The organism is Streptomyces sp. NPDC008139 (assembly GCF_042957025.1).
Taxonomy (GTDB): Bacteria; Actinomycetota; Actinomycetes; order Streptomycetales; family Streptomycetaceae; genus Actinacidiphila.
This window is the reverse complement of the sequence record NZ_JBIBHM010000003.1, coordinates 242,698-267,133: the sequence shown is the minus strand read 5'-3', so window position 1 is coordinate 267,133 and position 24,436 is coordinate 242,698. Positions and strand designations below refer to the sequence as shown.

Genomic DNA, 24,436 nt, shown 5'->3' with positions numbered 1-24,436 from the left:
AAGCCTGGGGGTTCCTGAGGGATCCTGAGGGGGATTGATTGCCCGGACCGGCGAACCGTAAGGTCAACGCGTCCCGGCAACACATCCGATGTATCGTCTCGCGAGGACGCGCCCCATGCCCATGCAGCCCTGGTTCGCCGACGCCAAGCTCGGCATCTTCATCCACTACGGGATCTACGCCGTCGACGGCGTCCCCGAGTCGTGGTCCTTCTACACCGGGCAGGTCACCCGGGAGCAGTACATGAAGCAGCTCGCGGGGTTCACCGCAGCCGCGTGCGAACCGGACGACTGGGCGCGGCTGTTCGCCCGCGCCGGCGCCCGCTATGCCGTGCTGACGGCCCGTCACCACGACGGCGTGGCCCTGTGGGACACCGCCCGCGAGGACGGCCTGTCCGTCACCCGCGACACCCCCGCGGGCCGCGACCTGCTCGGCGGCTACGCCGACGCGCTGCGCGCCGAAGGGCTCAAGGTCGGCTTCTACTACTCGCACTCCGACTGGTCGCACCCCGACTACCCGTCCGTCCGGCACCCCGACCCCGACCCGGTCCAGGCCGCCGTCAACGACAACCCGCTCAGCGCCCCCGCGCCGGGCGCGGAGGACCCCGCCGCCTGGCGGCGCTACCTCGGCTACCGCGACGCGCAGGTCGTGGAACTGGCCGAGCGGTACCGCCCCGACCTGCTGTGGTTCGACGGCGAGTGGGAGCGCGCCGAGGAGCAGTGGGGCATCGACACGCTCGCCGACGCCGTCCTTGCGATCAACCCCGAAACGGTCTTCAACGCCCGGATGTTCAGCCGCGGCGACTACGCCACCCCCGAGCAGGGCGTCCCGCTCCAGGCCCCCGACGGCCCCTGGGAGCTGTGCCTGACCGTCAACGACTCCTGGGGCTACCAGGGCCACGACGACCACCAGAAGTCGGTCGGCCAGCTCGTGCGCTACTTCACCGAGACGATCGGCGCGGGCGGCAATCTGCTGCTGGACGTCGGCCCGCGCGAGGACGGCACGATCACCGCGGAGCAGGCGGCGCGCCTCGAAGGGCTCGGCGACTGGATCGCCCGGCACTCCGCCGCCGTCTACGGCACCGTCGCCGGACTCCCGGCCGGCCACCACTACGGTCCGAGCACCCTCTCCGCCGACCGCCGCACCCTCTACCTGACCTGCTTCGACGCCCCGCGCGAGACGGTCTCGCTGCGCGGACTGCGCAACGCCGTACGCCGCGTGACCGTGGTCGGCACCGGTACCGAAGTCGGCCACGAGGTCACCGGCGGCCTGCACGACGTACCGGGAGTGCTGTGGATCGACGCGCCCTCGGCGGCCGACGTGGACGAGCACGCCACCGTGCTGGCCGTGGAGTTGGACGGCGAACTCGACCTCTACCGGGGGACGGGACGGGTGTGAGGCATGGTCCAAGGACGGTCGCGGGTCGGTGGGAAGGGGTGAGGTAACCCGTAAGCATCCGATGTCTTGGTTCCTGGGGAGTGCTCCCCACAGCGGAGAGTGGGTGATCTGGCACTATGTGCCCTGTACTGCGCTCTCCCGGGGGTGCCGTGTCCGACAGACATCGTGGAGGGAGCCCGGTGACGCGCGACGTGGGCCGGACGACGAGGGACCTGCGTCGGCACAACCGCACATCGGTGCTGACCCGGCTCTATCTGCACGGCCCCGCCAGCCGCTACGACCTGATGCGCGCCACCGGGCTCAGCTCCGCCACCGTCAGCAACGTCGTCACCGACCTGGTCGCGGACGGCCTCGTCGCCGAGGCGGGACTGCTCGACTCCGACGGCGGCCGGCCCCGCACCCTCCTCGAAGTACGGCCCGGATACGGGCAGGTGGCCGGGGTCGACATCGGCGAGACCCACGTCCAGGTCGGGCTCTTCGACTGGACGCTCGACACCCTCGCCACCGCCACCTACCCGATGGACACCGGACGGCCCGATCCCGCGGTGCTGGCCGGGCTCGTGACGGCGGGCATCGAGGAGGTCACCGCCAAGGCGGGCGTCGACACCGGCACCCTGCTCGGCGTCGGTGTCGGCGTGCCCGGCTCCGTCCTGCCCGACGGCTCGGTCCACGCGCCGACCCTCGGCTGGTCGGACGTCCCCTTCGACGCGCTGCTCAGGCCGCACATCGCGGCGCCCCTGCACCTCGACAACTGCGCCCGCACGCTCGGCCAGGCCGAGATGTGGCGCGGCGCGGGCCGGGGCGCCGAACGGGCCATCGTCGCGCTGCTCGCGGTCGGCGTCGGCGCCGCCGTCGCCACCGGTTCGCCGGGCGGCGTCACCAGCACCACCAGCGAGTGGGGCCACACCGTCGTCGAGGCGGGCGGCGCCGCGTGCCGCTGCGGTTCCCACGGCTGCCTTGAGGCGTACGTCGGCGCCGACGCCATCCTCGGCCACTACGGGCGCATCCCCGGCGCCCCCGAACTCCCCGGCGTCGGCACCGAGGCGCGCGTCGCCGCGCTCGTCACCGCCGCCTCCCGGCCGGGCCCGGCGGCCGACACGGTCCGCTGGACCGCGGAGTACCTGGGCATCGGCATCGCCAACCTGATCAATCTGCTCAGCCCCGACCGCGTCATCCTCTCCGGCTGGGTCAGCGGCGCCATGGGCCCGATGATGCTCCCCGCCGTACGCGACGCGATGCTCCGCCACACGCTCGACTACCTGGCGGCGGGCACGGCGGTGGAACTGGGCCGCCTGGGCCCGGAGGCGGTGGCGCTGGGGGCGGCGACGCTGCCGGTGCACGGGGTGTTGACGGGGGGGTAGGGGGGCGGTTCGGCATCGCGGAGGAGCGGTGTGGTGGAGGAGAAGGCGACGGGGCGGGAGATCGGGCGGTACGCGCTGGGGGCGGCGGAGGACGTGGACCGGGCGGTGGCGGCGGCTCGGGCGGCGCAGCCGGGGTGGGCGGGGCTGGCCGCGCCGGAACGGGGCCGGTATGTGCGGGAGTTGGGGCGGTATCTGGAGGGGCGGTTCGGGGAGCTGGTCGAGCAGAGCATGCGGGAGACGGGCAGGGTGAGGGCGAAGGCCGAGGACGAGGTGGGGACGAGCGTGCGGCAGCTCGCCTTGTCGGTGGTGCAGGTGAGCGAGAACGCGGGGGAGATCCTGCCGCCGTACAAGGCGGGGAAGTTGTCGCTGTCGCGGGTGGTGCCGCTCGGGGTGCTGGGGCTGATCACGCCGTGGAACTACCCGATGAATCTGGCGATGCGGGCGGTGGCGCCGGGGCTGGCGTTCGGGAACACGGTGGTGCTGAAGCCGGCGGAACTGACGCCGGTGACCGGCACACTGCTGTCGGTCGTTCCCGTGATCGCGCTCTTCCTGTCGCTCCAGCGGTTCTGGCGAATCGATCTGGTGACGGGGGCGCTCAAGTAGGGTTCCCGGCTCGCGCCTGTGCCGGGTCCCCGCCCCTGTGCGGGCTTCATTTCTTGAAGCCCGCACAGGGGATTGACGGCGCCGCGCTATGAGGAGTTAATTCCCCTAGCCGTTCATGGGAGCGCTCCCACTCAGCGTCGCCCGGACAGCGCCCGTACTCCGTACCGCCGTATCGAGGAGTCCACCCGCATGCCCGCACGCGTCCGCGCACGTACCGCCCGTACGCTCGTCACCGCCGCCACGGCCACCGCCGCGCTGGCCGCCGTCGCCGTCGCCCCGGCGCACGCGACGACCGGTCACGGCACGACCCCCGCCCCGCGCCCGCCCGCAGCCCTCTACACCCCGCCCGCCAACGCGGACGGGAACCGGCAGATCCTGGACCTGCTGCGGCACGGACAATTCCGGGACGCGGCAGGGGTGTTGGCGATGACCCTGACCCCGCAGGCCGTCTGGTACGGCGACGGGACACCCGCCCAGGTGGAGAGCTCGGTCCGCAAGACCGTCACCGACGCCGCCCGCCGCCACGCGCTGCCAGTGCTGGCGCTCTACAACATCCCCGGCCGCGACTGCGCCCAGTACTCGGCGGGCGGCGCCGCCAACACCGCCGAGTACGAGGCGTGGATCGACGCCGTCAAGCGCGGCATCGGGGCGCAGCCCGCCACGGTGATCCTTGAACCCGACTCGCTGGCGCTGCTCCCGTCCGACTGCGGCGCCGACGACGCGCAGGGCACCCTCACGGCCGCGCGCTACGACGAAATCCACTACGCCGTCGAGGCGTTGGAGCCGCAGGCGGGCACCAAGGTCTATCTGGACGCGGGCCACAGCGGCTGGCACAACGTCAACGACATCGTCCCCCGGCTGGTCGAAGCGGGCGTCGGCGACGCCACCGGCTTCTACCTGAACATCTCCAACTACCGCTCGGACAGCGAACTCGCCTGGTACGGCAAGCTCATCTCGTCCTGCCTCGCCTACGCGGCGGGCGGCGGCGACACCGCCGCGTGCCCCAACCAGTACTGGCCGGTCAACGACGCGCAGACCTGGCTGACCGCGAACGTGCACACCGCGCCGTCCGCCATGAAGCACTTCGTCACCGACACCAGCCGCAACGGCCAGGGCCCCTGGACCCCGCCGTCCGGCGTCTACACCGACGCGCAGGACTGGTGCAATCCCCCCGGCCGCGGTCTCGGGGCCAGGCCGACCCTGAAGACCGGCGACCCGCTGGCCGACGCGAAGCTCTGGGTGAAGATCCCGGGCGAGTCCGACGGCCAGTGCACCCGCGGCACCGCGGGCCCGAACGACCCGGAACGCGGCTACGCGGACCCGGCGGCGGGCGCGTGGTTCACCCAGCAGGCGCTGGAACTGGTCCGCTGGGCCAACCCGCCGCTGCTGCCGCACTGATGCCGCCGGCCGCCTTCCCCGCCACCGCGCTCTCCCCGCTCGCGGCAGGGCGGGGAAGGCGGCCGTGCGCTTTCCCGCCCCCGCCCGTCCGACCCCCGCCCACCCCCGCCGACCCGAGCCCCCGCACCGCCGCCGCCCGCTCCCGTGGACCGGAAGGCGACCGTCCGCCGGTCGTGGCGTATGGGGCGCGAGTGACGCTTTCGCCGCCGTGGGCGCTGTGGGGAGTAGAGCCACGTACCGCCCACCGGGAGCGGTCGGCTCGCTGAGCGGAGGCGGAATGCACGGTCCGGCGCGCAGACAGTACGGTTCGCCTCCCGGCCGCGCCCGCCGGTTCGCAGGTCCCACGAGCGCGGGTCCGGTACGCCCGCACCCGGAACGACGTACCGCCGAGCCGTTCCAGGCCGGACGGGGTCCGCGGTGACACCTGCCGGGGCCGCGACGCTGTACGAGACGGGACGGCAACCCCAGGGGTCCGGCCGCTCCGGGGGCATGGGCACGATGCGCGGTGCCGCGACGTACGAAGAGGACGCGGTGGTCAGGGCCGGTACGCGACGGCGCGCGGGGACGGACGGCGGGGAACTCGGCCGCGCGGTGACCCGCGCGAGAGCCGGGGACGAGGCCGCGTTCACCGTCGTCTACCGCGAGGTGCAGCCGATGCTGCTCGGCTACCTGCGCGGCCTGGTCGGCGACGACGCCGACGACATCGCCTCCGACACCTGGCACGACATCGTCCGCGACCTGCACGCCTTCCGCGGTGACGGCGCCGCCTTCCGCGGCTGGGCGGCCACCATCGCCAGGCACCGCGCCCTCGACCACATACGCCGGCTCAAGTCCCGCCCCCGCACCACCGTCCTCGACCCCGCGGCGGCCGAGCCGGTCCCCGTGCCCGACTCCGCGGGCACCGCCCTCGACAATCTGTCCACCGCCCGCGCGCTCGCCCTGATCGCCGCGCTCCCGCGCGACCAGGCCGAGGCCGTCCTGCTCCGCGTCGTGATCGGCCTGAGCGCACCCGCGGCGGCCGACGTCCTCGGCAAACGCCCCGGCGCCGTACGCACCGCCGCCTACCGCGGCCTGCGCCGCCTCGCCCAACAGTTGGGCGCCGGAGCCCGCGAGGCGCGCGGACGCGCTGCGGCGCCCGCGGAATCCGGCGGGGACGTCGACACTACGGACGTCACGGACCCGGCCGGTACGGGCGCCGGACGTACGGACATCGCGCGTGGTGAAACCGCGCGCACGGACATCGCGTGTACGGACTCGGGCGGGCCGGCGGTCGTCGGGCGCCAACGGGTCGCGGGCGCGGACGGGCCGGGGCGCGGCGGCGCCGACGAGGTGGTGGGTGACGATGCCGGGGAGGCGTGAGATGGACGACGGACGTGACGTGGGCACCTGGCCGGACCCGGTGACCGCGGAACGGCTGCTGAGCGTCGTCACCAAGGGCGAGTGCCCCGCCGAACCCGGCACCCTCCACGAGGTCGCCGACGCGCGGTTCTTCACACTGCTGCGGCTGTTGACGGCCGCGTCCGGGGACACCGAGGTCGACCCCGAGCGCGAACAGGCCGCGCTGGCCGCCTTCCGGGCCGCGCGCCGTACCGGCGGCGCCAACGGGGGACGGCGGCTGGTGGTGTCGGGGCGGTCCGCGAAGGCGCTGGCCGGGGGACTGGTCGCGGTCTTCGCGGTGAGCGGGGTCGCCGTGGCCGCCGGGACCGGCGTGCTGCCCGGACCCTTCCGCGGCGGCGCCTTCCACGCGGGTCCCATCGCCGCCGGCGGCACCGGCGGGACCGCCGACGGACCGGGCGCCGCCGTACCGCGCACGACCTCCCCGCCCGCGCCCGGCACCGACGCGCCCCGCAGCGCCTCGCCGTCCCCCACCGGGGACAACGGGGGACACCGGCACGGCGACCCGCGCGCCCCGCACCACCCCGGCCCGTACAAGCCGTCCGACAGGAACCACCAGGCCGTGCTCAGGGCGCTGTGCCGCAGCTATACGCAGGCCACCCGGCACGGCGGGCACGCCGATCCGTGGCTGGTCGCCCGGCTCCAGGGGGAGGCGGGCCGCAAGGAGCGGATCGCCGACTACTGCCGCCGGGTGCTCGCGCACGGGCAGTCCGCCCCGGCCGCCGCGACCGACCCCATCGACACCGACGGCTACACCTGGCCCACCGGGGGCGTGCCGAGCGGGCGGGGCACGTCCGCGCCGCCGTCGCCGGGCGCCACGGCCCCCGGTCAGGACTCCGGTTCGGGTTCGGGGTCGAATTCCGGCTCGGAGCAGGGCTCCGGCGCGGGGTCGAATTCCGGCTCGGACGACTCCTCCGGGCAGGGAAAGAGTGACGAGAACGCGACACACGACCACGGGACGACCGTGAGGTGACCTCCGGAGCGACGATCCGGCACAGTGGACGCCATGCTTACCGGGGTTCCCTCGCCGCACGATCCTCACGTGCGTCACATGCGCCAGATGTTCCTCGCGGTCGTCACCGGAAGCTTCATCTTCCTCATCCCCTGGATCGGCTACCTGCTGGCGAGCCTCCCGAGCCACCGGGTGGTCAGCCAGTGGCGCTTCGCGTGGGTCGGCTTCGACTGCGCGCTGATCCTCGCGATCGGCGTCACCGCGCTGTGCGCCTGGCTGCGGCTCCAGATCTTCATCCCGTGGGCGATCGTCACCGGCACCCTGCTGATGTGCGACGCCTGGTTCGACGTCGTCCTCGACTGGAACAGCGACGACAGGGTCGGCTCGCTGCTCACCGCCGGCCTCGCCGAACTGCCCATGGCGGCATTGCTGTTGTACGTCGCCCGGAAGATGATCAGACTGACGATCATCATCGCCTGGCAGCGGGCGGGCCGCACCGACCCGGTGCCGCCGCTGTCCCGGCTGTCGCTGCTGATACTGACCGCGCACCAGGACGACGCCGCGCGCCGCGGTGACCACGAGGGAGACCGCCGATGACCACCGCACCGCAGGGCCGCCCCGCGACGGACGCCGAGGTACGGGGTGCGGACGCGCCCGGTTCCGAAAGTCCCGGCTCCGCGAGCCCCGACTACGACGTCCTCGTGGTCGGCGGCACCGGTGTGGACACCATCGTGCGGGTCGACGACTTCGCCATCCCCGACAGCGACTCGGTCGGTGTCCCGCCGATCCGCGACTATGTCGCGCACACCGGCAACGGCGTCGCCCTCGGCTTCCACGCGCTCGGCCTGACCACCAAATTCATCGACTTCCTCGGCGACGACGCGCAGGGCCGGATGATCCTGGAGCGGTACGCGTCCGCCGGGCTCGACTTCAGCCATCTGCCCGCGCCCGCGGGCACCCCGCGCAGCGTCAACCTGGTCGACCGCGAAGGGCGGCGCTTCTCCTTCTACGACGGCCGCCACCCGGACGGCCTGCGGCTGCCGAGCGCCTTCTACCTGCCCCACCTGGCCCGCGCCCGCCATGTGCACATCTCCCGATCGCCCCTGGCCCAGGACGTGTTCGCCGACGCCGCCCGGCTGGGCCGCACCATCTCCACCGACCTGCACGCCTGGGACGGCGAGGACACCTCCGCCCACCCGTGGGCGTACGGCGCGGATCTCGTCTTCCTCAGCGCCGCCTCGGTGGGCGAGGGGATCGGCGCGGTGATGCTGCGGATCGTCGAGCGGGGCAGGGCCTCGCTGGTCGTCGCCACCGACGGCGCCGCGGGCTGCCACGTCCTGGCCCGCGGCGACGACCGGCCGCGGCACTTCCCCGCCGTCACCCCCGAACGACCGGTCGTGGACAGCAACGGAGCCGGTGACGCCTTCCTCACCGCCTTCCTGCACGCCCGGTTCGCCGGGCGCGACCTGGAGGAGTGCGTGCTCGCCGGTTCCGTCTCCGGCGCCTACGCCTGCGCCAGCCATGGCACCCACGAGGAGATCATCGGCGCCGCCGACCTCGCCGCGGCCGTCGCCCGCGCGCGTGCCGCGGCCAACGGCGCGGTGGGGGCCGTCCTTTAGCCCGTGCCCGTACGGATCGACGTCCTCAGGTCGCCTCGATCCGCCGTACCGCCGTGTCCAGGGCCGCGTCCTGCGACGCGTAGACCTCGCACACCGGATCGCCGCTCGGTGTGCGGGTGTGGTCGATCTCCCACAGGCTCAACTCGGTGCCGTCCAGCAGCAGGAACGCGTGCTCGTACAGCGACCATGACACATGGCGGCCCCGGATCAGGGCGCTGCGGCGGGTGACGATGCTGATGTCGTGCGCGATCGAGGCGCGCAGCCTGTTGCGGACGTCCTGGCCGGGCGCGTTGGCGTTGGTCGCGCGGCGCAGCAGCCGCCACGCGTGCTCGGCGGAGTCGCCCTCGGTGTACGCGCGACGGAAGGCGTCGGGGGTGTCGGCGAGCAGCCCGGTCGTGGTCGCGGGCAACGTGTCCTCGTACGGTGACGCGGGCGCGTCGGGGGCGAGGTCGCGCGGTCCCGGGGAGCCGCCGAAGACCGCGTCGACCTCCCACTCGGCGAGCGTCAGGTCCTCGCGCTCGGTGAAGACGGCGCGGTGCACGGCGCCGTCGTCCGGCCCCGCGTTGTGTTCGAGCTCCCACACCACGCGGACGGCGCCGTCCGGCAGCAGGAAGCTGTGCCGGAAGGTGCGCCGGTTCAGCTTGCGCGGCGGGCCCTTGGTGTGACGGCACGACTGGAGGCCGCAGTAGTGCATCAGCGCGGTGCGCACCTCCGCGGCCAGGACGGGTTCCACCCGTTCCCCGTTCTCCGCACGGCGGAGTAACTGGTCGAACTGCTCCGCCGGCCGGCCGCCCGACCGTACGGGCTCCGTTCCGTCCTTAGGCTCTGCGTCCATCCGGCCCTCCCGGCTCCGCCTCGCCAACCCCGCGGCGACTCAGGGTAGTAGCGCGGTAGCCGATTGCGCCCGCGAACGCGCAGATTTGCGGCGCATGGTTGGCCCCCGCGCGCCCTCCGGCTGCGTGATCCGCCGTCAGTTCCCGTCGCCGGACGGGCCTTTCGCGGCGCACCACAGCAGCGCGCCGCGCAGGTGGGCGCGGAAGTCCGGGTCCGCGTAGGCCGTCGCGTCGTGGCCCAGCGCCGTGTAGAACGACCGGCCCGCGCCCAGGCGACGGCACCACACCAGCGGATGGTCGGCGCCCATCGTGCCGCCGGTGTAGCCCCGCTCGTCCACCGAGGCCAGCACACGTACGCCCGCGTCCGCGCCGGTGGCCCGGCCGGCATCGCGGGCACCGGCGCGGAAGTTGTACCACTCGTCGGTCCACGTCCAGCGCTCCGGCAGGTGCGCGGTCGCAGGGTGCGTACGGTCCTCGACGGTCACCTCGGCCCGCTGGATCTCCGGGTGCCCGTCGAAGCGGGCGCCGACCAGCTCTTCGTAGTACGGCCAGTGCTCCTCCGCGCAGGACGCGGCGTGGACGCCGAGGAAGCCGCCGCCGTCCGTGACGTAGGCCCGCAGGTGACGACGGGTCAGGTCGTCGAGGACGTCACCGGTGGGGGAGAGGAAGACGACGGCCGCGCAGCCGTCGAGCACGGCTGCCCCCAACTCCCCGCTGTCCTCGGTGTGGTGGACGCGCAGTCCGTGGTCCGCCGCGATCTCGGTGAGGGCGGCGGCACCGGCCGGTATGGAGTCGTGCCGGTACCCGGCGGTGGCGCTGAAGACGAGGACGCGATCGGATCGGGGCATGCGGGCGGCTCTCTGCGGGCTGGGGCGGGCTGCGGGCTCAGTCGGAGGGGGAGTCGGGGTCGGTGCGGTCGGGGTGCTCGCGGGCATGGCCCGGCCCGACGCCGTCACCCGTCGGGAACGGCGTGCCGCAGCGGGCGCAGGCGCGGGCCGTCATGTCCTCGCGGAAGGCGCCGCATTCGTCGCAGACGCGGTTCAGCCAGCAGACGGGGTCGCCGCCCTCGGTGTGCTCACCGGACTCACGCACGTCGTCCCCACTCCCTGTCGCATTCCGTTTCCCTGTCCTGTTCCGTCTGTTCCGCCTGGTCTGCCTGCTGCCCGGTCTCGCGCTCGCGCGCGTCCCAGCGGTTCATCGCCCGGCGCAGCGACCGGGATTCGGCGAAGCCGAGGCGGGCCGCGCGCTGGGCGGAGCCGCCGCCCGCGTGCCGGGGATCGGCGGACCGTTCCCGGCGTACGGCGTCGAGTTCGGCGCGCCAGGTGGTGCCCGACTCGCCGAGACGGCGCTGGAGGGTGCGCGGGCTGACCGCGAGCCGCCGCGCCGCTTCGGCCAACGAGGGCCGCCCGTCAGGCAGTTGGGTGATGATCGCCTCGCGCAGGCCGGGCACGGCGACGCCGTCGGTGTCCGCCCGGGGAACCTGTACGGTCCGCGCGGTACGCATCATGATCGCGGCGAGCGCCGGGTCCGCGGTGGCCAACGGGCGTTCCAGATCGGCGCGGTGCAGCGTGATCGCGTCCCCCTCGGCGTCGAAGTCCACCGGCGCGTCGCCGAACGCCTCCCCGTAGCCGCCGTGTCCGCGTGGCCGCCGGTGGGTGAAGGAGACCCGCAGCGGGGTGAGGGCCGTCCCGGTGGCGTGCCGCAGTTGCAAGGTGACCACCGACAGGGCGAACTCCGCGACGACACCCCGCAGTTCGTCGTCACCGCGCCGCACGGCGTACTCCACGGTCACCTCGTCGCCCGACTCCGTGCTGGTCAGCACCGAATTGCTGCTCACCAGATGGATGTACGAGGCGGCCCTGCCCAGGCCCTCGCCGACGGTGGGCGCGGTGCTCAGCAGGTAGTCGAAGAGGTCGAGCAGTCCCGGCCGGTAGTCCGCGGCGGCCAGCAGCCCGGCGTCCGGCCGCTCCGTGCGGGCCAGCACCGCGCCCCAGAGCCGGTAGGTGTTCGCCGACGGCGTCCGCGCGGCCTCCGGCCCGTGCAGGACGTTCGGCAGTCCCGCCGCCCGTACGAGCTGCCGCGCCTGCACGAGGCTCGGGGTGGCCGCGGTGGCGATGAAGCGCGGCACGACGACGCACTCCGTCAGCCGGTCGGGGGCGGCGGGCCCTGCCGGGCCGACGGGCGGTGTCGCGGTGGGGGGCATGACCGGCTCCTCGGGCAGTCGGCTCGTCGGGTCGGGTCGGGTCGGGTGGTGTGCGTGGTGCGCGGTTCATGCGAAGGGGTTCCGGCAGCTTACGCGGCATGTGGCGTGTTGGGTCCGGTGCCTGGCGCGTTATGCCCTCCCTTGGCACCTCCTGTCCGGGACATGATCGGGGGCACCGGTGCCCCTGGGCATCGTGGGTGTCCCGTGTCGGGGGAGGCGCGGGGACAACGGGGGACGGCCGGTGCGGATGGGTCTCCATTCGCACCGGCGGCACCCCTTTTCGTGGCCCTGGCCGGCCCGGCCTGCGCTCCCGGACCGGCTCGCTACGGCTCCGGGTCGAGCCAGTGGGCGCGGCCGATGCTGATGACGCGCATGCGCATCCGGGCGGCGTGGATGATGCGGTCGCGCGCCGCCGGGTCGTCCGCGGGTGCCTCCAGGAAGGCCGCCGCCGTCATCACCATGTGGTCGACGTACAGCTCGGCGAGTACGCGGAGGTCGTCGGCCGGCCAGCCCGCGGAGACGGGCTGCGCGGCGAGTCCCGCGGCCACCTCGTCGGCGAAGCCGTTCAGCTCCCCGGCGATGGCCTCGCGGACCCGCGCCACACCGCCGTGCCGCTCGCGGGCGATGAAGCGGACATGCGCGCGGTGCTCCGCCACGTACGCGGCGGTGAGCGCCACCGTCCGGTCGATGAGTTCCGTGGAATCGGCGCCCTCGGCCAGCACCGCCCGGATCACGGTGTGCAGGCTGCCCAGCGACTCGGCGACCAGGGCGACGCCGAGGTCGGCCATGTCGGGGAAGTGCCGGTAGAAGGCGGCGGGGGAGACGCCGATCTCCCGGGTCAGCTCGCGCAGGCCCAGGCTGCTGAGATTCTGGTGCTCCAGCAGCCGCAGGCCCGCGTCCAGCAGCGACTGCCGGGTCTGCTGCTTCTGTGCCTGACGGACCCCCGGAGTGTGACTCATGTCATTCAGTAAACAACCGTTCTCCGACTTTGGCCAGCGCGGTCCGGCGCTACACTGGTGAAGTCAGTGAACAAGTGTTATCTGAAACGTCAACTCCCCGGAGGTGGAGCAGACATGAGCCTCGTCGTCCTCCTGCTCGGCATGGGCGTCCTGATGGGCGCCGCCGCCCACACCACGCTGCCGGTCTTCCTCGTCGCCGCGGGTGCCATCGCCGTCTGGCTGTTCGGCTTCGCGGTCCGCGAGGGCATCGCCCGGCACCGCGGCTGAACCCACGCCGACGCGCACCCCGCACGTCGCGTGCGGCACGGGCCCGTACCGGCCCGACACCCCGGCCCACCACGACAGTTCCCGGAAGGAACACCGTGAACACCGCAGCCCACCCGGTCGCGACCGGCACACCGGCCGCGAACACCCGTGACGCCGACGGCATGGCCGTCGCGTCCTTCCTGCTCGGCCTCCCCGGCCTGCTCGTCCTCAACCTCGTGCTCGGCCCGGTCGCCATCGTGCTGGCCCTGGTCGCGATCAGCCGCGGCACCCAGCGCCGCGGGCGCGCGCTGCTCGGCTTCGCCCTCGGCGTCGCCGACCTGCTGGTCGTCCTGGCGCTGACGATCGCCAACCACGGCGTGATCTGGCAGTTCAGCTAGGTCCCGGCAGGGGCGGGCGAGGGCTTCGCGCGCCTGTGTGCTCGTCGGTGAGCGCCTGAGCCGGTGAGCGCCTGAACCCGATGAGTCGATCCGTTGGTCCGTTAGTACAGCGATCCGCCGATCCGCCGATCCGCCGATCCGCCGAACAGAGCGGGCCCTCCCACAAGGGAAGGGCCCGCTCGGCGTTCGGGGGAGTACGCTCCAGGACCCGGTTCGGGTCGCGGGCGCTAGCTCAGGTCGATGCCCGGGTAGAGGGGGAAGCCCGCGAGCAGGTCGGTGGCGCGCTTGGCGACCTGCTCCGCCACCGCCGCGTCCAGCACGTGCTTCGCCTTCGACAGGCCGCCGCTCTTCGCGGGCGCGGCCGTCGTACCGGACAGCACCGTGTCGATCAGGCCCGCGATCTCGTCCATCTCGACCGCGCCGAGCCCGCGCGTGGTGAGTGCCGGGGTGCCGATCCGGATGCCGGAGGTGTACCAGGCGCCGTTCGGGTCCTGCGGCACCGAATTGCGGTTGGTGACGATGCCCGCGTCCAGCAGCGCGGCCTCGGCCTGGCGGCCGGTCAGCCCGTAGCCGGAGACGTCGATCAGCACGAGGTGGTTGTCGGTGCCGCCCGTCACCAGCTTCGCGCCGCGGGTCAGCAGCCCCTCGGCGAGGGAGCGCGCGTTGTCGACGACGGCCTGCGCGTAGTCGGCGAACTCCGGCCGCGCCGCCTCCGCGAGCGCCACCGCCTTCGCCGCCATGACGTGCGGCAGCGGGCCGCCCAGCACCATCGGGCAGCCGCGGTCGACGTGCTCGGCCAGCGAGTCGTCGCACAGCACCATGCCGCCGCGCGGGCCGCGCAGCGACTTGTGCGTGGTCGTCGTGACGATGCTCGCGTGCGGCGCCGGGTCGAAGTCGCCGGTCAGCACCTTGCCCGCGACCAGACCGGCGAAGTGCGCCATGTCCACCATGAGCGTCGCGCCGACCTCGTCCGCGATCTCCCGCATGAGACGGAAGTTCACCAGCCGGGGGTACGCCGAGTAGCCCGCCACGATGATCATCGGACGGAATTCGCGGGCGGTGGCCCGTACCGCGTCGTAGTCCAGCAGACCGGTCGCCGGGTCGGTGCCGTAACTGCGCTGGTCGAACATCTTGCCCGAGATGTTCGGGCGGAAGCCGTGGGTCAGGTGGCCGCCCGCGTCCAGGGACATGCCGAGCATCCGCTGGTTGCCGAATTCGCGGCGCAGTTCCGCCCAGTCCCGCTCCGACAGGTCGTTGACCTGCCTGACGCCCGCCTTGGCCAGCGCCGGGCTCTCGACCCGCTGCGACAGCACCGCCCAGAAGGCCACCAGATTCGCGTCGATGCCCGAGTGCGGCTGTACGTAGGCGTGGTCGGCGCCGAACACGGTCCGCGCGTGCTCGGCGGCCAGCGACTCGACGGTGTCCACGTTGCGGCAGCCCGCGTAGAAGCGGCGGCCGACGGTCCCCTCGGCGTACTTGTCGCTGAACCAGTTGCCCATCGCCAGCAGCACGGCGGGTGACGCGTAGTTCTCGCTGGCGATCAGCTTCAGCATCTCGCGCTGGTCCGCCAGCTCGTTCGCGATGGCGTCCGCGACGCGCGGTTCGACCCCGCGGATCACGTCCAGCGCGCTGCGGAAGGCGGTCGAGGCGGTGCTGGCAGTCGGCTCGGAAGCGGCCATGGGAGTCCTCCTGATCGGAACGGGACGGCCCAGGCGCACGGCACTTCATCGCTTCCAGCGCGGGCCGCTTCCCGATGGTTGAACCCATCCCAGCGCGCCAGTCACGGCCCGTCGCCGAGCGTACCAAGTCCCTCGGGGGCGCGTACCGCGCGTCGGCCTGGTGAGACGGTTCCGCACACCCCTGCCCGCCTGCGTGCCCGCCCACCGGCGGTGGGGCCGCTCGCGCGAGGCGTCGAGAGGCGTCTGTTTGGATGGGGGCGAGGCTCCGGTGGCGGGGTCCGGAAGCCGTGGGGAGCAGCATGGATGCCGTCGGATCGCCCGTGAGGACCCGTGTGGGCGAAGGGGGCACGGGGGTGATCGAGCTGGACCGTCCGGGGGCGCTGAACGCGCTGGATCTGACGATGGTCCGGCTGATGACGCAGGCGCTGGAGGGGTGGCGCGACGACACGGCCGTACGGTCGGTCGTGGTGCGCAGCACGTCGCCCAAGGCGTTCTGCTCGGGCGGTGACATCAGGGCCGTACGGGCGGCGGCGCTCGCCGGGGACGAGACGGCGGTGAAGACGTACTTCACGGCCGAGTACGGGCTCAACGCGATGATCGCGCGGTACCCGAAGCCGTACACGGCGCTGATCGACGGTTACGCGATGGGCGGCGGCCTCGGCATCTCGGTGCACGGGTCGGCGCGGGTCGTGACCGAGCGGGCGGCGCTCGCGATGCCGGAGACGGGGATCGGCTTCTTCCCCGACATCGGCGCCAGCTACTTCCTGCCTAGGCTGCCGGGCGCGGTCGGCTGGTATCTCGGGCTGACCGGTGTGCGCGTGTCGGGCGCGGCGGCCGTGGCGTGCGGTCTCGCCACGCATTACGTGCCCGCCGCCGAACTGCCCGCGCTGGAGGCGGCGCTGACCGGCGACGACGGCACGGCCCCGGCAGGGGCGCCGCCGGCGCGGTATGTCGGCGCGCCGCCGTCGGAGCTGACGGACCACCTCGCCGCGATCGAGCGCTGCTTCGCGGCCCCCGACCTCGGCGAGGTGTGGGCGCGGCTGGTGGCGGAGGACGAAGACCGCGCGTGGGCGGACGACACGCTGGAGGCGCTGCGCCGCGCGTCGCCCGCGAGCCTGGCGATCACCTTCGACCTGCTGGGGCGCGGCGCCCGCGCGGAGCTTGAGGAGTGCCTGGCGGACGAGCTGGCGCTGGCGTGCGAGACGGCGTTCACCCCCGACTTCGCGGAGGGCGTGCGCGCGGCGCTGGTCGACAAGGACCGCAAGCCGACCTGGTCAGCGACCCTGTAGCTCATTATGTGAGATGCAGGTGTCATGATGTGGACGACGGGCGTAGCGTGACCGCTGAACTCGCCGTGCCGCGGCGGAAGCTGACGGCCCGAGGGCCGGGGAACGGAGCGCCGCGCCATGCCGAGGGAATGGGACGCCAAGACGTACGACTCGCTGCCCCTGCCGCACCTCGGCTGGGGACGGCGCACGCTCGGGCGGCTGCCGCTGGCCGGAGACGAGCGGGTGCTCGACGCGGGCTGCGGCACCGGCCGCGACACGGCGGGCCTGCTCGACCTCCTGCCGCGCGGCCGGGTGGTGGCCGTGGACGGCTCCGTCCGCATGCTGGAACAGCTCCGCGAACGCCTCGCCGGACGGCTGGACCGCGTCGAGGTCGTCCACGCCGACCTGACGCGACCGCTGCCCTTCGACGGCGACGTGGACGCCGTCTTCAGCGTGGCCGCCTTCCACTGGATCGCCGACCACGCGGCGCTCTTCACCTCGCTCGCCGGACGGCTGCGCCCCGGCGGCCGACTGGTCAGCGAATGCGGCGGCCGGGGCAACATCGCGGCCGTCAACGCGGCCGTGGCCGACGTCCTGGGCGGCGCGCCCGACGTGTGGGACTTCGCCGGGGTCGAGGACACCCGGCGGCAGCTCGCCGACGCCGGGTTCACCGGCATCGAGGTCGGCCTCCGGCCGGACCCGGCCCACTTCGAGCCCGGCGACCCACTGGAGTCCTACCTCGCCACCGTCGTTCTCGGCGCCCACCTCGACGGCATGGCCGACGACGACCGTGAGCCCTTCGTCAAGGCCGTCGCCGCCCGGCTCGCCGAACCGGTCGTGGACTACGTACGCCTGGAGATCGCGGCGACGAGGGCTTGAGGGGCGGGGCCCGGCCAGGAGGGGCTGCACGCAAAGGCCCGGCTCTGTACGCCTGTTCCGCGCGTGTCTCCCGGCGGCGGCTCCCCTGCGCCGGAGTCGGCGCCCCGCCACACCCAGGCGGTACGGGACGCGGTCCGGTCGGCGGAGCCGTGACGGGGCCGGAGCGGCACTCGCGCGCAGGGCACCCGAGGGCGCTGAACCGGTTGAGCGGAGCAGTGTCATTGGATGCCATGTGAGTCCGTCACACAGCGTGCGGCGACGTTTCAGCGTTGTTAAGGTGTGTGCCGATCGCATCCGAGCACGGCCCGCACGGGCCCTGGCATCTTGAGGCCGAGTGAGCCCTGTGAAGCGTCCCACCATCGCCGACATCGCCGACGCCGCGGGCGTGTCCAAGGGCGCGGTCTCGTACGCGCTGAACGGCAAGGCCGGGGTGTCGGCGCAGACCAGGGCCCGGATTCTGGAGATCGCCGCGCGGATGGGCTGGCATCCGAGCAGCGCCGCCCGTGCGCTGTCCAACAGCCGCAGCGGCGCGATCGGACTTGTCGTGGACCGGCCCGCGTGGGTGCTGGGCATCGAGCCGTTCTTCATGCAGCTCATCTCCGGCGTCGAGGCCGGTCTCGCCGCCACCGGCACGGCGCTGCTGCTCCAGGTCACCGAGGACGCGGGCGCCGAGGAGGCCGCGTACCGCCGCTGGTGGGGGGAGCGCCGGGTGGACGGCGTGCTCCTGGTCGACCTGCGCGACGACGACCACCGGCTGGGCCTGCTGAGGGAGTTGGAGCTGCCGGGCGTGGTGGTCGGGCACGCGGCGGGCGTCCCCGGCGTACCGTCGGTGTGGCTCAACGACGCGGAGGCCGTACGGGAGACGCTGGCGTATCTGGCCGCGATGGGGCACCGGAGGATCGCCCGCGTCGCGGGGCCCGCGCATTTCGTGCACACCCGCGAGCGCGGCGAGGCGTTCGACGCGGCGGCGGCCGAACTGGGCCTGACCGGCGTGAACTGTGTGTACACCGACTACTCCGGCGAGGACGGCGCCCGCGCCACCCGCCGCCTGCTGTCCGGCGCCGACCGGCCGACCGCGATCGTGTACGACAACGACGTGATGGCGGTCGCCGCGCTGAGCGTGACGCAGGAGATGGGCATCCCGGTCCCGGCCGAACTGTCCCTGGTGGCCTGGGACGACAGCGAGCTGTGCCGTCTGGTGCACCCAGCGCTCACCGCCGTCAGCCGCCGCGTGCCCGCGTACGGCGAGCGGGCCGCCGCTGCGCTGCTCGCGCTGGTCGACGGCCGGGAAGTGGCCGACATCCTGCTGGAGGCTCCGGTCCTGGTGCCGCGCGGAAGCACGGCGCCCGCTCGGCGCTGAGCCTGCCCGCTGAGGCTGAGCCTGCCCGCTGAGGCTGAGCCCGCCGAGGAAAAGGGATACGTCCCCGGGCCCCGCTCCCGCGCGCCGCCGCGCTTCTTCCCGCGGTCTGGACCAATGCCGCAGGTCACACCCGCCGCCCACGCGCATTCACCGCTGTTTCATTCCGTTACAGCGATTCAGCCCGTGTTCAATCCCTTGACGCCTATGGGGAGCGCGAGTTAAATCACGTCGCGATATAAGCCGTGAAACAAGTGATGAAACAAGTGGGCGCCCCACGACTGCCCACTTCGTCATGTCAGGGCCATGCCATCTCAGCCTAGGAAGGCAACCGGACCCATGAGCGCAGCAACCCGCCCCCACGCGGGCAGACGCCGCTTGCGGCGCACACTCGTCGGGATGCTCGCCGCCGCCGCGGCGGCCGTCACCCCCATGCTGGCCGTTCCGGCCACCGCGCACGCCGCGGGCGAGAGCGTGCAGGTCTATCTGACCACCACCTCCGACTCCGGCGGACGCAACGTCGTCAAGGGCCTCGAACAGCAGACGCCGCTCACCTTCGCGACCGGCACCGGCGGCTCGGGACAGAACGTCACCGTCGACGAGAACACCACCTACCAGCAGTTCAGCGGCGGCGGAGCCTCCTTCACCGACACCGCGGCCTGGCTGATGAACTCCAGCGGCGCGCTGTCCGCCTCGACCCGCAACACCGTGATGCAGAAGCTGTTCGACCCGGTCAACGGGATCGGCCTCGGCTTCCTGCGCAACCCGATGGGCGCCTCCGACCTGGCCCGCGGCAACTACACGTACGACGACATGCCCGCGGGGCAGACCGACCCGACGCTCGCGCACTTCAGCATCGCCCACGACCTGGCCGACGTCGTGCCGCTCACCAAGCAGGCGCGTCAGCTCAACCCCAACGTCAAGGTGATGGGCACCCCCTGGACCCCGCCGCCGTGGATGAAGGACAACGGCGCCTACAGCCAGGGCTGGTTGCAGTCGCAGTACTACGCCGCGTACGCGCAGTACTTCGTCAAGTACCTCCAGGCGTATCAGGCGCAGGGCGTGCCGATCGACTACGTCACCGTGCAGAACGAGCCCACCTGTTGCGGCGGTTACCCGTCGGCGCAGTGGAACGGCGCGGGGCTCGCGTACTTCACCAAGACCAATCTGCTGCCCGCGCTGCACGCGGCCGGACTGTCCACCAAGGTCCTCGCGCTGGACTGGAACTGGGACACGTACGACAGCTACGCCGCCCCCACCGTCACCGACGCGGCCATCCGCAACGACCCCAACTTCGGCGGTCTGGCCTGGCACGGATACGGCGGTGACGTCGGCGAGCAGACCACCGTCCACAACCAGTACCCGAATCTGCCCGCCTTCGACACCGAGCACTCCGGTGGCACCTGGATCGCCAACCAGCAGAAGGAGGACATGCACAATCTGATCGACTACACCCGCAACTGGGGCCAGAGCTGGGTCAAATGGAGCCTGGCGGTCGACCAGAACATGGGTCCGCACAACGGCGGCTGCGGCACCTGCACCGGCCTGATCACCGTGCACAACGGCGACAGCCGCAGCGGGCAGGTCGACTACACGATCGAGTACTACACGATGGGCCACCTCACGAAATTCGTGAAGCCCGGCGCGTACCGGATCGCCTCCACGGCCAACACCAGCGTGCCGAACGTCGCCTGGCGCAACCCCGACGGGTCCAAGGCGCTCATCGCCTACAACGACACGTCCTCCGCGCAGACCATCCGGGCCAACTGGGGCAACGAGAACTTCTCCTACTCGCTGCCCGCCGGCGCCTCGGCCACCTTCACCTGGAACGGCACCCAGGGCACGGGCAACGGCGGCACCGGCCACACCGGCGCGATCACCGGCTACGGCGGCAAGTGCGCCGACGCCGCCAACGCCAGCAGCGCCAACGGCACCGCCGTGCAGCTCTACGACTGCAACGGCACCACCGCCCAGCAGTGGACCGCCTCCGGCACCACCTTCCAGGTCCTCGGCAAGTGCCTCGACCTGGCCGGCGGCGGCACCGCCAACGGCACCCAGGCGCAGCTCTACGACTGCAACGGCTCCGGCGCCCAGCAATGGACGCACGGCGCCAACAACACGCTGGTCAACCCGCAGTCGGGCAGATGCCTCGACGCCACGGGACCCAGCTCGGCCAACGGCACCCGGCTCCAGATCTGGGACTGCACCGGGGCCGCCAACCAGCAGTGGACCACGCCCGCCGCGTGACCCTCGCCACCACGGGCGGCCCCGGTGGCGCCCCGGTGATGTCCTGACCTCGACGTAGGCTGTCGGCAGCCACCATTCCCGCTGATCAACCGCCGATCAGCCGTCGCCGACGGAAGGCAGCCGCCGTGTTCGCTCTGCACGCCCAGTGGCGAGCGGACCGGCGGCTCGCCTTGTGGGCGGAACACACACCGCCGCGCACGGCGGCCGGTACGGGTCCGCCCGCCGCCGGTGACGTACGGGCGACGGAGCCAGCCCCTCGTAGTCGTCCCAGGGCGGCGACGGGCCGGGACGCGGACGCTGGGAATCCGTCGGAGCGGCTCGTCGGCGGTGACGTACGGGCGACGGAGCCCGCTTCGAGCGGCCGTCCGCCGAAAGTGACGGGCCGGGACGCGGCCGGGGAGACTCCGGCGGTCGCGCCCGCCACGCACCCCTTCGCCGTGCCCGCCGCCGAGGTCGTACGGCTGCTCTCGACGGGCGGCCCCGGACTGGGCTGGCTCGCGGGCCGCGCCGCCCACGGGACCGCGGGCCTCATGCTGCCCACCACCGCCGGGCGGCCCCGGCCGTCGCCCGAACTGCGGACACCGGCCGCCCCCGGCGACGGTCGCGACGCGCTCGCGCCCTGGACCGTACCGGCCGTCCTGTTCACCCCCGGCCAGGCCGCCCAGCTCCTCGGCGAGCTGTCGCACGCCGGCCTGCCCGAGCTGCCCTACGGCGCCTCCGTGCGGTGGCTGGTGGCCGCCCACGATCTGGCGTGGCGGCTGGTCGGCCGGGGCAGGCTGCTGCCCGAACTCGTCCGCGAGGACGGCGTCCCGCACGCCCGGTGGCGCCCGGCGCCCGACGCCGCGGGCCACCAGGAGCTGGCCCGGCTGACCGCGGCCGTCCCGCCGACGCTGACCCTGGGCGCGGCCGACGGCGTACGGTCGGCGGCCGGGCTCGTCACGGACGTCATGGCCGTCCTGGTGGACAGCGAGGCGCGGGCGGCGCTGGAGGACGCGGGGTCGCTGGTGAAGGGTGGGAAGGCGGCCGGAGCGGCCGAGGCGTGGGCGGCGGCGCTCGGCGCGGCGGACGGCCGGATGCGCGCGGCCGACCCGGTCGAGACGGCCCGGCTGGGGGAGCGGCTGGCCGCCTGGCACGCGTCGGCCGCCGCGGACGACCAGCCGCTGCGGCTCTGCTTCCGGCTGACGGAACCGCGCGGCGGCGACCTCGGCGCGGGCCCGGGCGACGGGGCGGAGGACGACGGCTGGAGTCTCGACTTCCTTGTCCAGGCCGTCGACGAGCCGTCGCTCACCGTCGAGGCCGCCGAAGTGTGGACGCGCGGCCCCGCGCAGGCCGCGCTGACGCGGTACGCCGACGACCCGCCGCAGACGGTGCTCGCCGCGCTGACCCGCGCCGCCCGCACGTATCAGGCGCTGCGCACCGCGCTGGCCGGTGAGCGCCCCTCCGGGCTGCGGCTCGACCGGGCCGGGGCGCTGGCCTTTCTGCGGGAGGCGGCGCCCGCGCTGACGGAGGCGGGCTTCGGGGTGCTGGTCCCGTCGTGGTGGCAGCGCAAGCCCGCGCTGGGCATGGCGCTGACCGTACGGGAGCCGCAGCCCGGCACCGTCGAGACGTCGAGCATCGCCGACCGGGACGCAATCGTGGCCTTCCGCTGGCGGGTGGCCCTCGGCGACCAGGCGCTGACCGACAAGGAACTCACCGCGCTCGCCGCCGCCCGGCAGCCGCTGGTACGCCTGCGCGGCCAGTGGACCGAGGTCGACCCGGAGCGGATCGCCGCGGTGCTGGCCTTCCTGGAACGCGCGGGCAGCGGCACCATGACCACGGGACAGGCCCTGCGGATCGCCCTCGACCCGACCGCGGCCGAGGCGGGCCTGCCCGTCACCGCGGTCACCGCCGACGCCCCTGCCGACCGGCTCAGCGGCCTCGGCGCACTGCTGCGCGGCAGCGCGGAGCACCGCCCGGAACCGGTCGCCGTACCCGCCGACTTCACCGCGACCCTGCGTCCGTACCAGCAACGCGGCCTGGACTGGCTCGCGTTCCTGTCCCGGCTCGGCCTCGGCGCCGTGCTCGCCGACGACATGGGGCTGGGCAAGACCGCCCAGACCCTCGCCCTGCTCGCCACCGAACGCGACCGGGAAGGTGACCGGGACCGCGACCTGGACGGCGACCCGGACGGCGACCCGGACCGGCGCGAGCAGGGCGCGTACGGCCCGACGCTCGTCGTCTGCCCGATGTCGCTGGTCGGCAACTGGCGGCGCGAGACCGCCGCCTTCGCACCCAAGCTGCGGGTGTACGTGCACCACGGCGCGGGGCGGCTGACCGGTACGGAACTGGCGGCGGCGGTAAGGGGCGCCGACCTGGTGATCACCACTTACGGGCTGGTGCAGCGCGACCACGAGGCGCTGGCCGCCGTCACCTGGCGGCGGCTGGTCGTGGACGAGGCGCAGAGCGTCAAGAACAGCGCCACGCATCAGTACCGGGCGCTGCGCGCCCTGCCCGCCCGGCACCGGATCGCCCTCACCGGCACCCCCGTCGAGAACCGCCTCGCCGAACTGCACGCGCTGCTCGACCTGGTGAACCCCGGCCTGTTCGGCACGGCGGGCGCCTTCAAGGAGCGGTACGCGATCCCCGTCGAGCGGGACGGCGACGCGGCCGTGGCGGCCGAACTGCGCCGCCGCACCGCCCCGTTCGTGCTGCGGCGGCTCAAGTCCGATCCGGCCATCGCCCGCGAACTGCCCGCGAAGCAGCACATCAAGGTGGTGTGCAATCTGACCGCGGAGCAGGCCGCGCTCTACCGCGCGGTCGTCGCCGACATGCTCGCGCGCATGGACGAGACCCGCGGACTGCGCCGCCGCGCCCACGTACTGGCCGCCCTCGGCAAGCTGAAGCAGGTCTGCAACCACCCCGCCCACTTCCTCGGCGACGGCTCGTCTCTGGACGGCCGTTCCGGCAAACTCGCCCGTCTGGAGGAAACGCTGGAGACCGCGCTCGCCGCGGGCGACAAGGCGCTGTGCTTCACCCAATACGCGGCCTTCGGCGCCCTGTTGCGGCCGCACCTGGCCAGGCGGCTCGGCACCGAGGTGCTGTTCCTGCACGGCGGCGACCCGGCGCGGGCCCGCGAGGAGATGGTGGCCCGCTTCCAGGAGGCGGACGGCCCCGCCGTCTTCCTGCTCTCCCTCAAGGCGGGCGGCACCGGCCTCAACCTCACCGCGGCCAGCCAGGTCGTGCACATCGACCGCTGGTGGAATCCGGCCGTCGAGGACCAGGCCACCGACCGCGCCTTCCGGATCGGCCAGCCCCGCGACGTCCAGGTGCGCACCTTCGTCTGCGCGGGCACCGTCGAGGAGCGCGTCGACGCGATGATCGAGGCCAAGCGCACCCTCGCGGACGCCGCCGTCGGCGCCGTCGGCGCGGGCGACACCGCGGCGGCGAACTGGCTCGCGGAACTGACCACGGCCGAACTGCGCGACGCCCTGCGGCTGTCGGAGGAGGAGGCGGTGAGCGAGTGACACGCCTCGGCGGACAGCACGGGCGCGGCGGCCCGGCGGACATCCTCCGCCCCGGCGGGCGTACGAGCGGGGCGGGGATCCGTAGCGGCGGTGGGCGCGTGACACGCGTCGGCGGTCGGTGCGAGTGCGGCGGCCCGGCG

Annotated in this window: 20 protein-coding genes, 1 pseudogene and 1 riboswitch; of the genes and pseudogenes, 15 read left to right on the top strand and 6 right to left on the bottom strand. The window is 73.6% G+C overall.

The window, feature by feature from the left end:
* Positions 1-115 precede the first annotated feature (115 nt).
* The 8 genes and pseudogenes from ACFZBB_RS07785 (at position 116) to ACFZBB_RS07750 (ending at position 8,724) form a co-directional block, all read left to right on the top strand.
* Entirely contained in the window at positions 116-1,396 is a 1,281-nt protein-coding gene (locus ACFZBB_RS07785; RefSeq protein WP_391118891.1) for an alpha-L-fucosidase, read from the top strand.
* 179 nt (positions 1,397-1,575) lie between these two features.
* A complete protein-coding gene (locus tag ACFZBB_RS07780) occupies positions 1,576-2,757 on the top strand; it encodes an ROK family protein (RefSeq protein WP_391118889.1) in 1,182 nt (393 codons plus the stop codon).
* A gap of 33 nt (positions 2,758-2,790) precedes the next feature.
* Positions 2,791-3,360: an aldehyde dehydrogenase family protein gene (locus tag ACFZBB_RS07775; RefSeq protein ID WP_391118887.1), complete on the top strand. Its 570-nt coding sequence runs from the start codon at positions 2,791-2,793 to the stop codon at positions 3,358-3,360.
* A gap of 189 nt (positions 3,361-3,549) precedes the next feature.
* Complete coding sequence (locus ACFZBB_RS07770) at positions 3,550-4,758, top strand: glycoside hydrolase family 6 protein (protein ID WP_391118885.1); 1,209 nt, start codon at positions 3,550-3,552, stop codon at positions 4,756-4,758.
* Between the two features lie 531 nt (positions 4,759-5,289).
* A pseudogene (locus tag ACFZBB_RS07765) lies at positions 5,290-5,859 on the top strand (RNA polymerase sigma factor); the annotation flags it as partial.
* A gap of 259 nt (positions 5,860-6,118) precedes the next feature.
* Positions 6,119-7,126, top strand: a complete 1,008-nt coding sequence (locus tag ACFZBB_RS07760) for a hypothetical protein (protein ID WP_391118883.1) — start codon at positions 6,119-6,121, stop codon at positions 7,124-7,126.
* 69 nt (positions 7,127-7,195) lie between these two features.
* Positions 7,196-7,702 (top strand): hypothetical protein, encoded by a 507-nt coding sequence (locus ACFZBB_RS07755; RefSeq protein ID WP_391118881.1) that lies wholly within the window; start codon positions 7,196-7,198, stop codon positions 7,700-7,702.
* Positions 7,699-8,724: a PfkB family carbohydrate kinase gene (locus tag ACFZBB_RS07750; protein ID WP_391118879.1), complete on the top strand. Its 1,026-nt coding sequence runs from the start codon at positions 7,699-7,701 to the stop codon at positions 8,722-8,724. Before ACFZBB_RS07755 ends, ACFZBB_RS07750 begins: the two co-directional genes overlap by 4 nt.
* Before the next feature lie 25 nt (positions 8,725-8,749).
* Here ACFZBB_RS07750 and ACFZBB_RS07745 read toward each other — a convergent pair whose 3' ends face one another.
* The 5 genes from ACFZBB_RS07745 to ACFZBB_RS07725 all read right to left on the bottom strand — a co-directional run bounded on the left by ACFZBB_RS07745 (position 8,750) and on the right by ACFZBB_RS07725 (position 12,719).
* Entirely contained in the window at positions 8,750-9,559 is an 810-nt protein-coding gene (locus tag ACFZBB_RS07745) for a DUF6227 family protein (RefSeq protein ID WP_391118877.1), read from the bottom strand.
* A gap of 135 nt (positions 9,560-9,694) precedes the next feature.
* Positions 9,695-10,405, bottom strand: coding sequence for a ThuA domain-containing protein (locus ACFZBB_RS07740; protein WP_391118875.1), 711 nt, complete (start codon positions 10,403-10,405; stop codon positions 9,695-9,697).
* Between the two features lie 37 nt (positions 10,406-10,442).
* The gene (locus ACFZBB_RS07735) at positions 10,443-10,649 is read right to left on the bottom strand and encodes a hypothetical protein (protein ID WP_391118873.1); all 207 of its coding nucleotides are present in this window, start codon (positions 10,647-10,649) and stop codon (positions 10,443-10,445) included.
* Positions 10,642-11,760 carry an AraC family transcriptional regulator ligand-binding domain-containing protein gene (locus ACFZBB_RS07730; protein ID WP_391118871.1) on the bottom strand — a complete coding sequence of 373 codons (1,119 nt, stop codon included), beginning with the start codon at positions 11,758-11,760 and terminating at the stop codon, positions 10,642-10,644. The genes ACFZBB_RS07735 and ACFZBB_RS07730 overlap by 8 nt, the downstream gene beginning before the upstream one ends.
* Positions 11,761-12,083: 323 nt before the next feature.
* Positions 12,084-12,719, bottom strand: a complete 636-nt coding sequence (locus tag ACFZBB_RS07725; RefSeq protein WP_391118869.1) for a TetR family transcriptional regulator — start codon at positions 12,717-12,719, stop codon at positions 12,084-12,086.
* Between the two features lie 114 nt (positions 12,720-12,833).
* On the opposite strand from ACFZBB_RS07725, the gene ACFZBB_RS07720 reads away from it, so the two are divergent.
* Both ACFZBB_RS07720 and ACFZBB_RS07715 read left to right on the top strand, forming a co-directional pair.
* A complete protein-coding gene (locus ACFZBB_RS07720) occupies positions 12,834-12,986 on the top strand; it encodes a hypothetical protein (RefSeq protein WP_355346770.1) in 153 nt (50 codons plus the stop codon).
* Between the two features lie 95 nt (positions 12,987-13,081).
* Positions 13,082-13,363, top strand: a complete 282-nt coding sequence (locus ACFZBB_RS07715; RefSeq protein WP_391118867.1) for a DUF4190 domain-containing protein — start codon at positions 13,082-13,084, stop codon at positions 13,361-13,363.
* Positions 13,364-13,590: 227 nt separating this feature from the next.
* Here ACFZBB_RS07715 and ACFZBB_RS07710 read toward each other — a convergent pair whose 3' ends face one another.
* Entirely contained in the window at positions 13,591-15,042 is a 1,452-nt protein-coding gene (locus ACFZBB_RS07710; protein WP_391118865.1) for a glycine hydroxymethyltransferase, read from the bottom strand.
* Between the two features lie 20 nt (positions 15,043-15,062).
* Positions 15,063-15,157: riboswitch (ZMP/ZTP riboswitch) on the bottom strand.
* Positions 15,158-15,341: 184 nt separating this feature from the next.
* Here ACFZBB_RS07710 and ACFZBB_RS07705 point away from each other — a divergent pair.
* From ACFZBB_RS07705 to ACFZBB_RS07685, 5 genes are all read left to right on the top strand, one after another.
* Entirely contained in the window at positions 15,342-16,331 is a 990-nt protein-coding gene (locus ACFZBB_RS07705; protein WP_391118863.1) for a 3-hydroxyisobutyryl-CoA hydrolase, read from the top strand.
* A 117-nt stretch (positions 16,332-16,448) separates the two neighbouring features.
* Positions 16,449-17,189 (top strand): methyltransferase domain-containing protein, encoded by a 741-nt coding sequence (locus tag ACFZBB_RS07700; RefSeq protein WP_391118861.1) that lies wholly within the window; start codon positions 16,449-16,451, stop codon positions 17,187-17,189.
* 343 nt (positions 17,190-17,532) lie between these two features.
* On the top strand, positions 17,533-18,549 hold the full coding sequence (locus ACFZBB_RS07695) for a substrate-binding domain-containing protein (protein ID WP_391118859.1): 1,017 nt from the start codon (positions 17,533-17,535) through the stop codon (positions 18,547-18,549).
* Between the two features lie 336 nt (positions 18,550-18,885).
* Positions 18,886-20,793, top strand: a complete 1,908-nt coding sequence (locus ACFZBB_RS07690; RefSeq protein WP_391118856.1) for a ricin-type beta-trefoil lectin domain protein — start codon at positions 18,886-18,888, stop codon at positions 20,791-20,793.
* Positions 20,794-20,918: 125 nt separating this feature from the next.
* A complete protein-coding gene (locus ACFZBB_RS07685) occupies positions 20,919-24,296 on the top strand; it encodes an SNF2-related protein (RefSeq protein ID WP_391118854.1) in 3,378 nt (1,125 codons plus the stop codon).
* The last annotated feature ends 140 nt before the right edge of the window (positions 24,297-24,436 follow it).

Coding starts and splice junctions, on each gene's coding strand:
- ACFZBB_RS07705 (WP_391118863.1), top strand. CDS start 15,342: ATGGATGCCGTCGGATCGCCCGTGAGGACCCGTGTGGGCGAAGGGGGC.
- ACFZBB_RS07710 (WP_391118865.1), bottom strand. CDS start 15,042: ATGGCCGCTTCCGAGCCGACTGCCAGCACCGCCTCGACCGCCTTCCGC.
- ACFZBB_RS07690 (WP_391118856.1), top strand. CDS start 18,886: ATGAGCGCAGCAACCCGCCCCCACGCGGGCAGACGCCGCTTGCGGCGC.
- ACFZBB_RS07745 (WP_391118877.1), bottom strand. CDS start 9,559: ATGGACGCAGAGCCTAAGGACGGAACGGAGCCCGTACGGTCGGGCGGC.
- ACFZBB_RS07750 (WP_391118879.1), top strand. CDS start 7,699: ATGACCACCGCACCGCAGGGCCGCCCCGCGACGGACGCCGAGGTACGG.
- ACFZBB_RS07760 (WP_391118883.1), top strand. CDS start 6,119: ATGGACGACGGACGTGACGTGGGCACCTGGCCGGACCCGGTGACCGCG.
- ACFZBB_RS07740 (WP_391118875.1), bottom strand. CDS start 10,405: ATGCCCCGATCCGATCGCGTCCTCGTCTTCAGCGCCACCGCCGGGTAC.
- ACFZBB_RS07725 (WP_391118869.1), bottom strand. CDS start 12,719: ATGAGTCACACTCCGGGGGTCCGTCAGGCACAGAAGCAGCAGACCCGG.
- ACFZBB_RS07700 (WP_391118861.1), top strand. CDS start 16,449: ATGCCGAGGGAATGGGACGCCAAGACGTACGACTCGCTGCCCCTGCCG.
- ACFZBB_RS07785 (WP_391118891.1), top strand. CDS start 116: ATGCCCATGCAGCCCTGGTTCGCCGACGCCAAGCTCGGCATCTTCATC.
- ACFZBB_RS07730 (WP_391118871.1), bottom strand. CDS start 11,760: ATGCCCCCCACCGCGACACCGCCCGTCGGCCCGGCAGGGCCCGCCGCC.
- ACFZBB_RS07720 (WP_355346770.1), top strand. CDS start 12,834: ATGAGCCTCGTCGTCCTCCTGCTCGGCATGGGCGTCCTGATGGGCGCC.
- ACFZBB_RS07770 (WP_391118885.1), top strand. CDS start 3,550: ATGCCCGCACGCGTCCGCGCACGTACCGCCCGTACGCTCGTCACCGCC.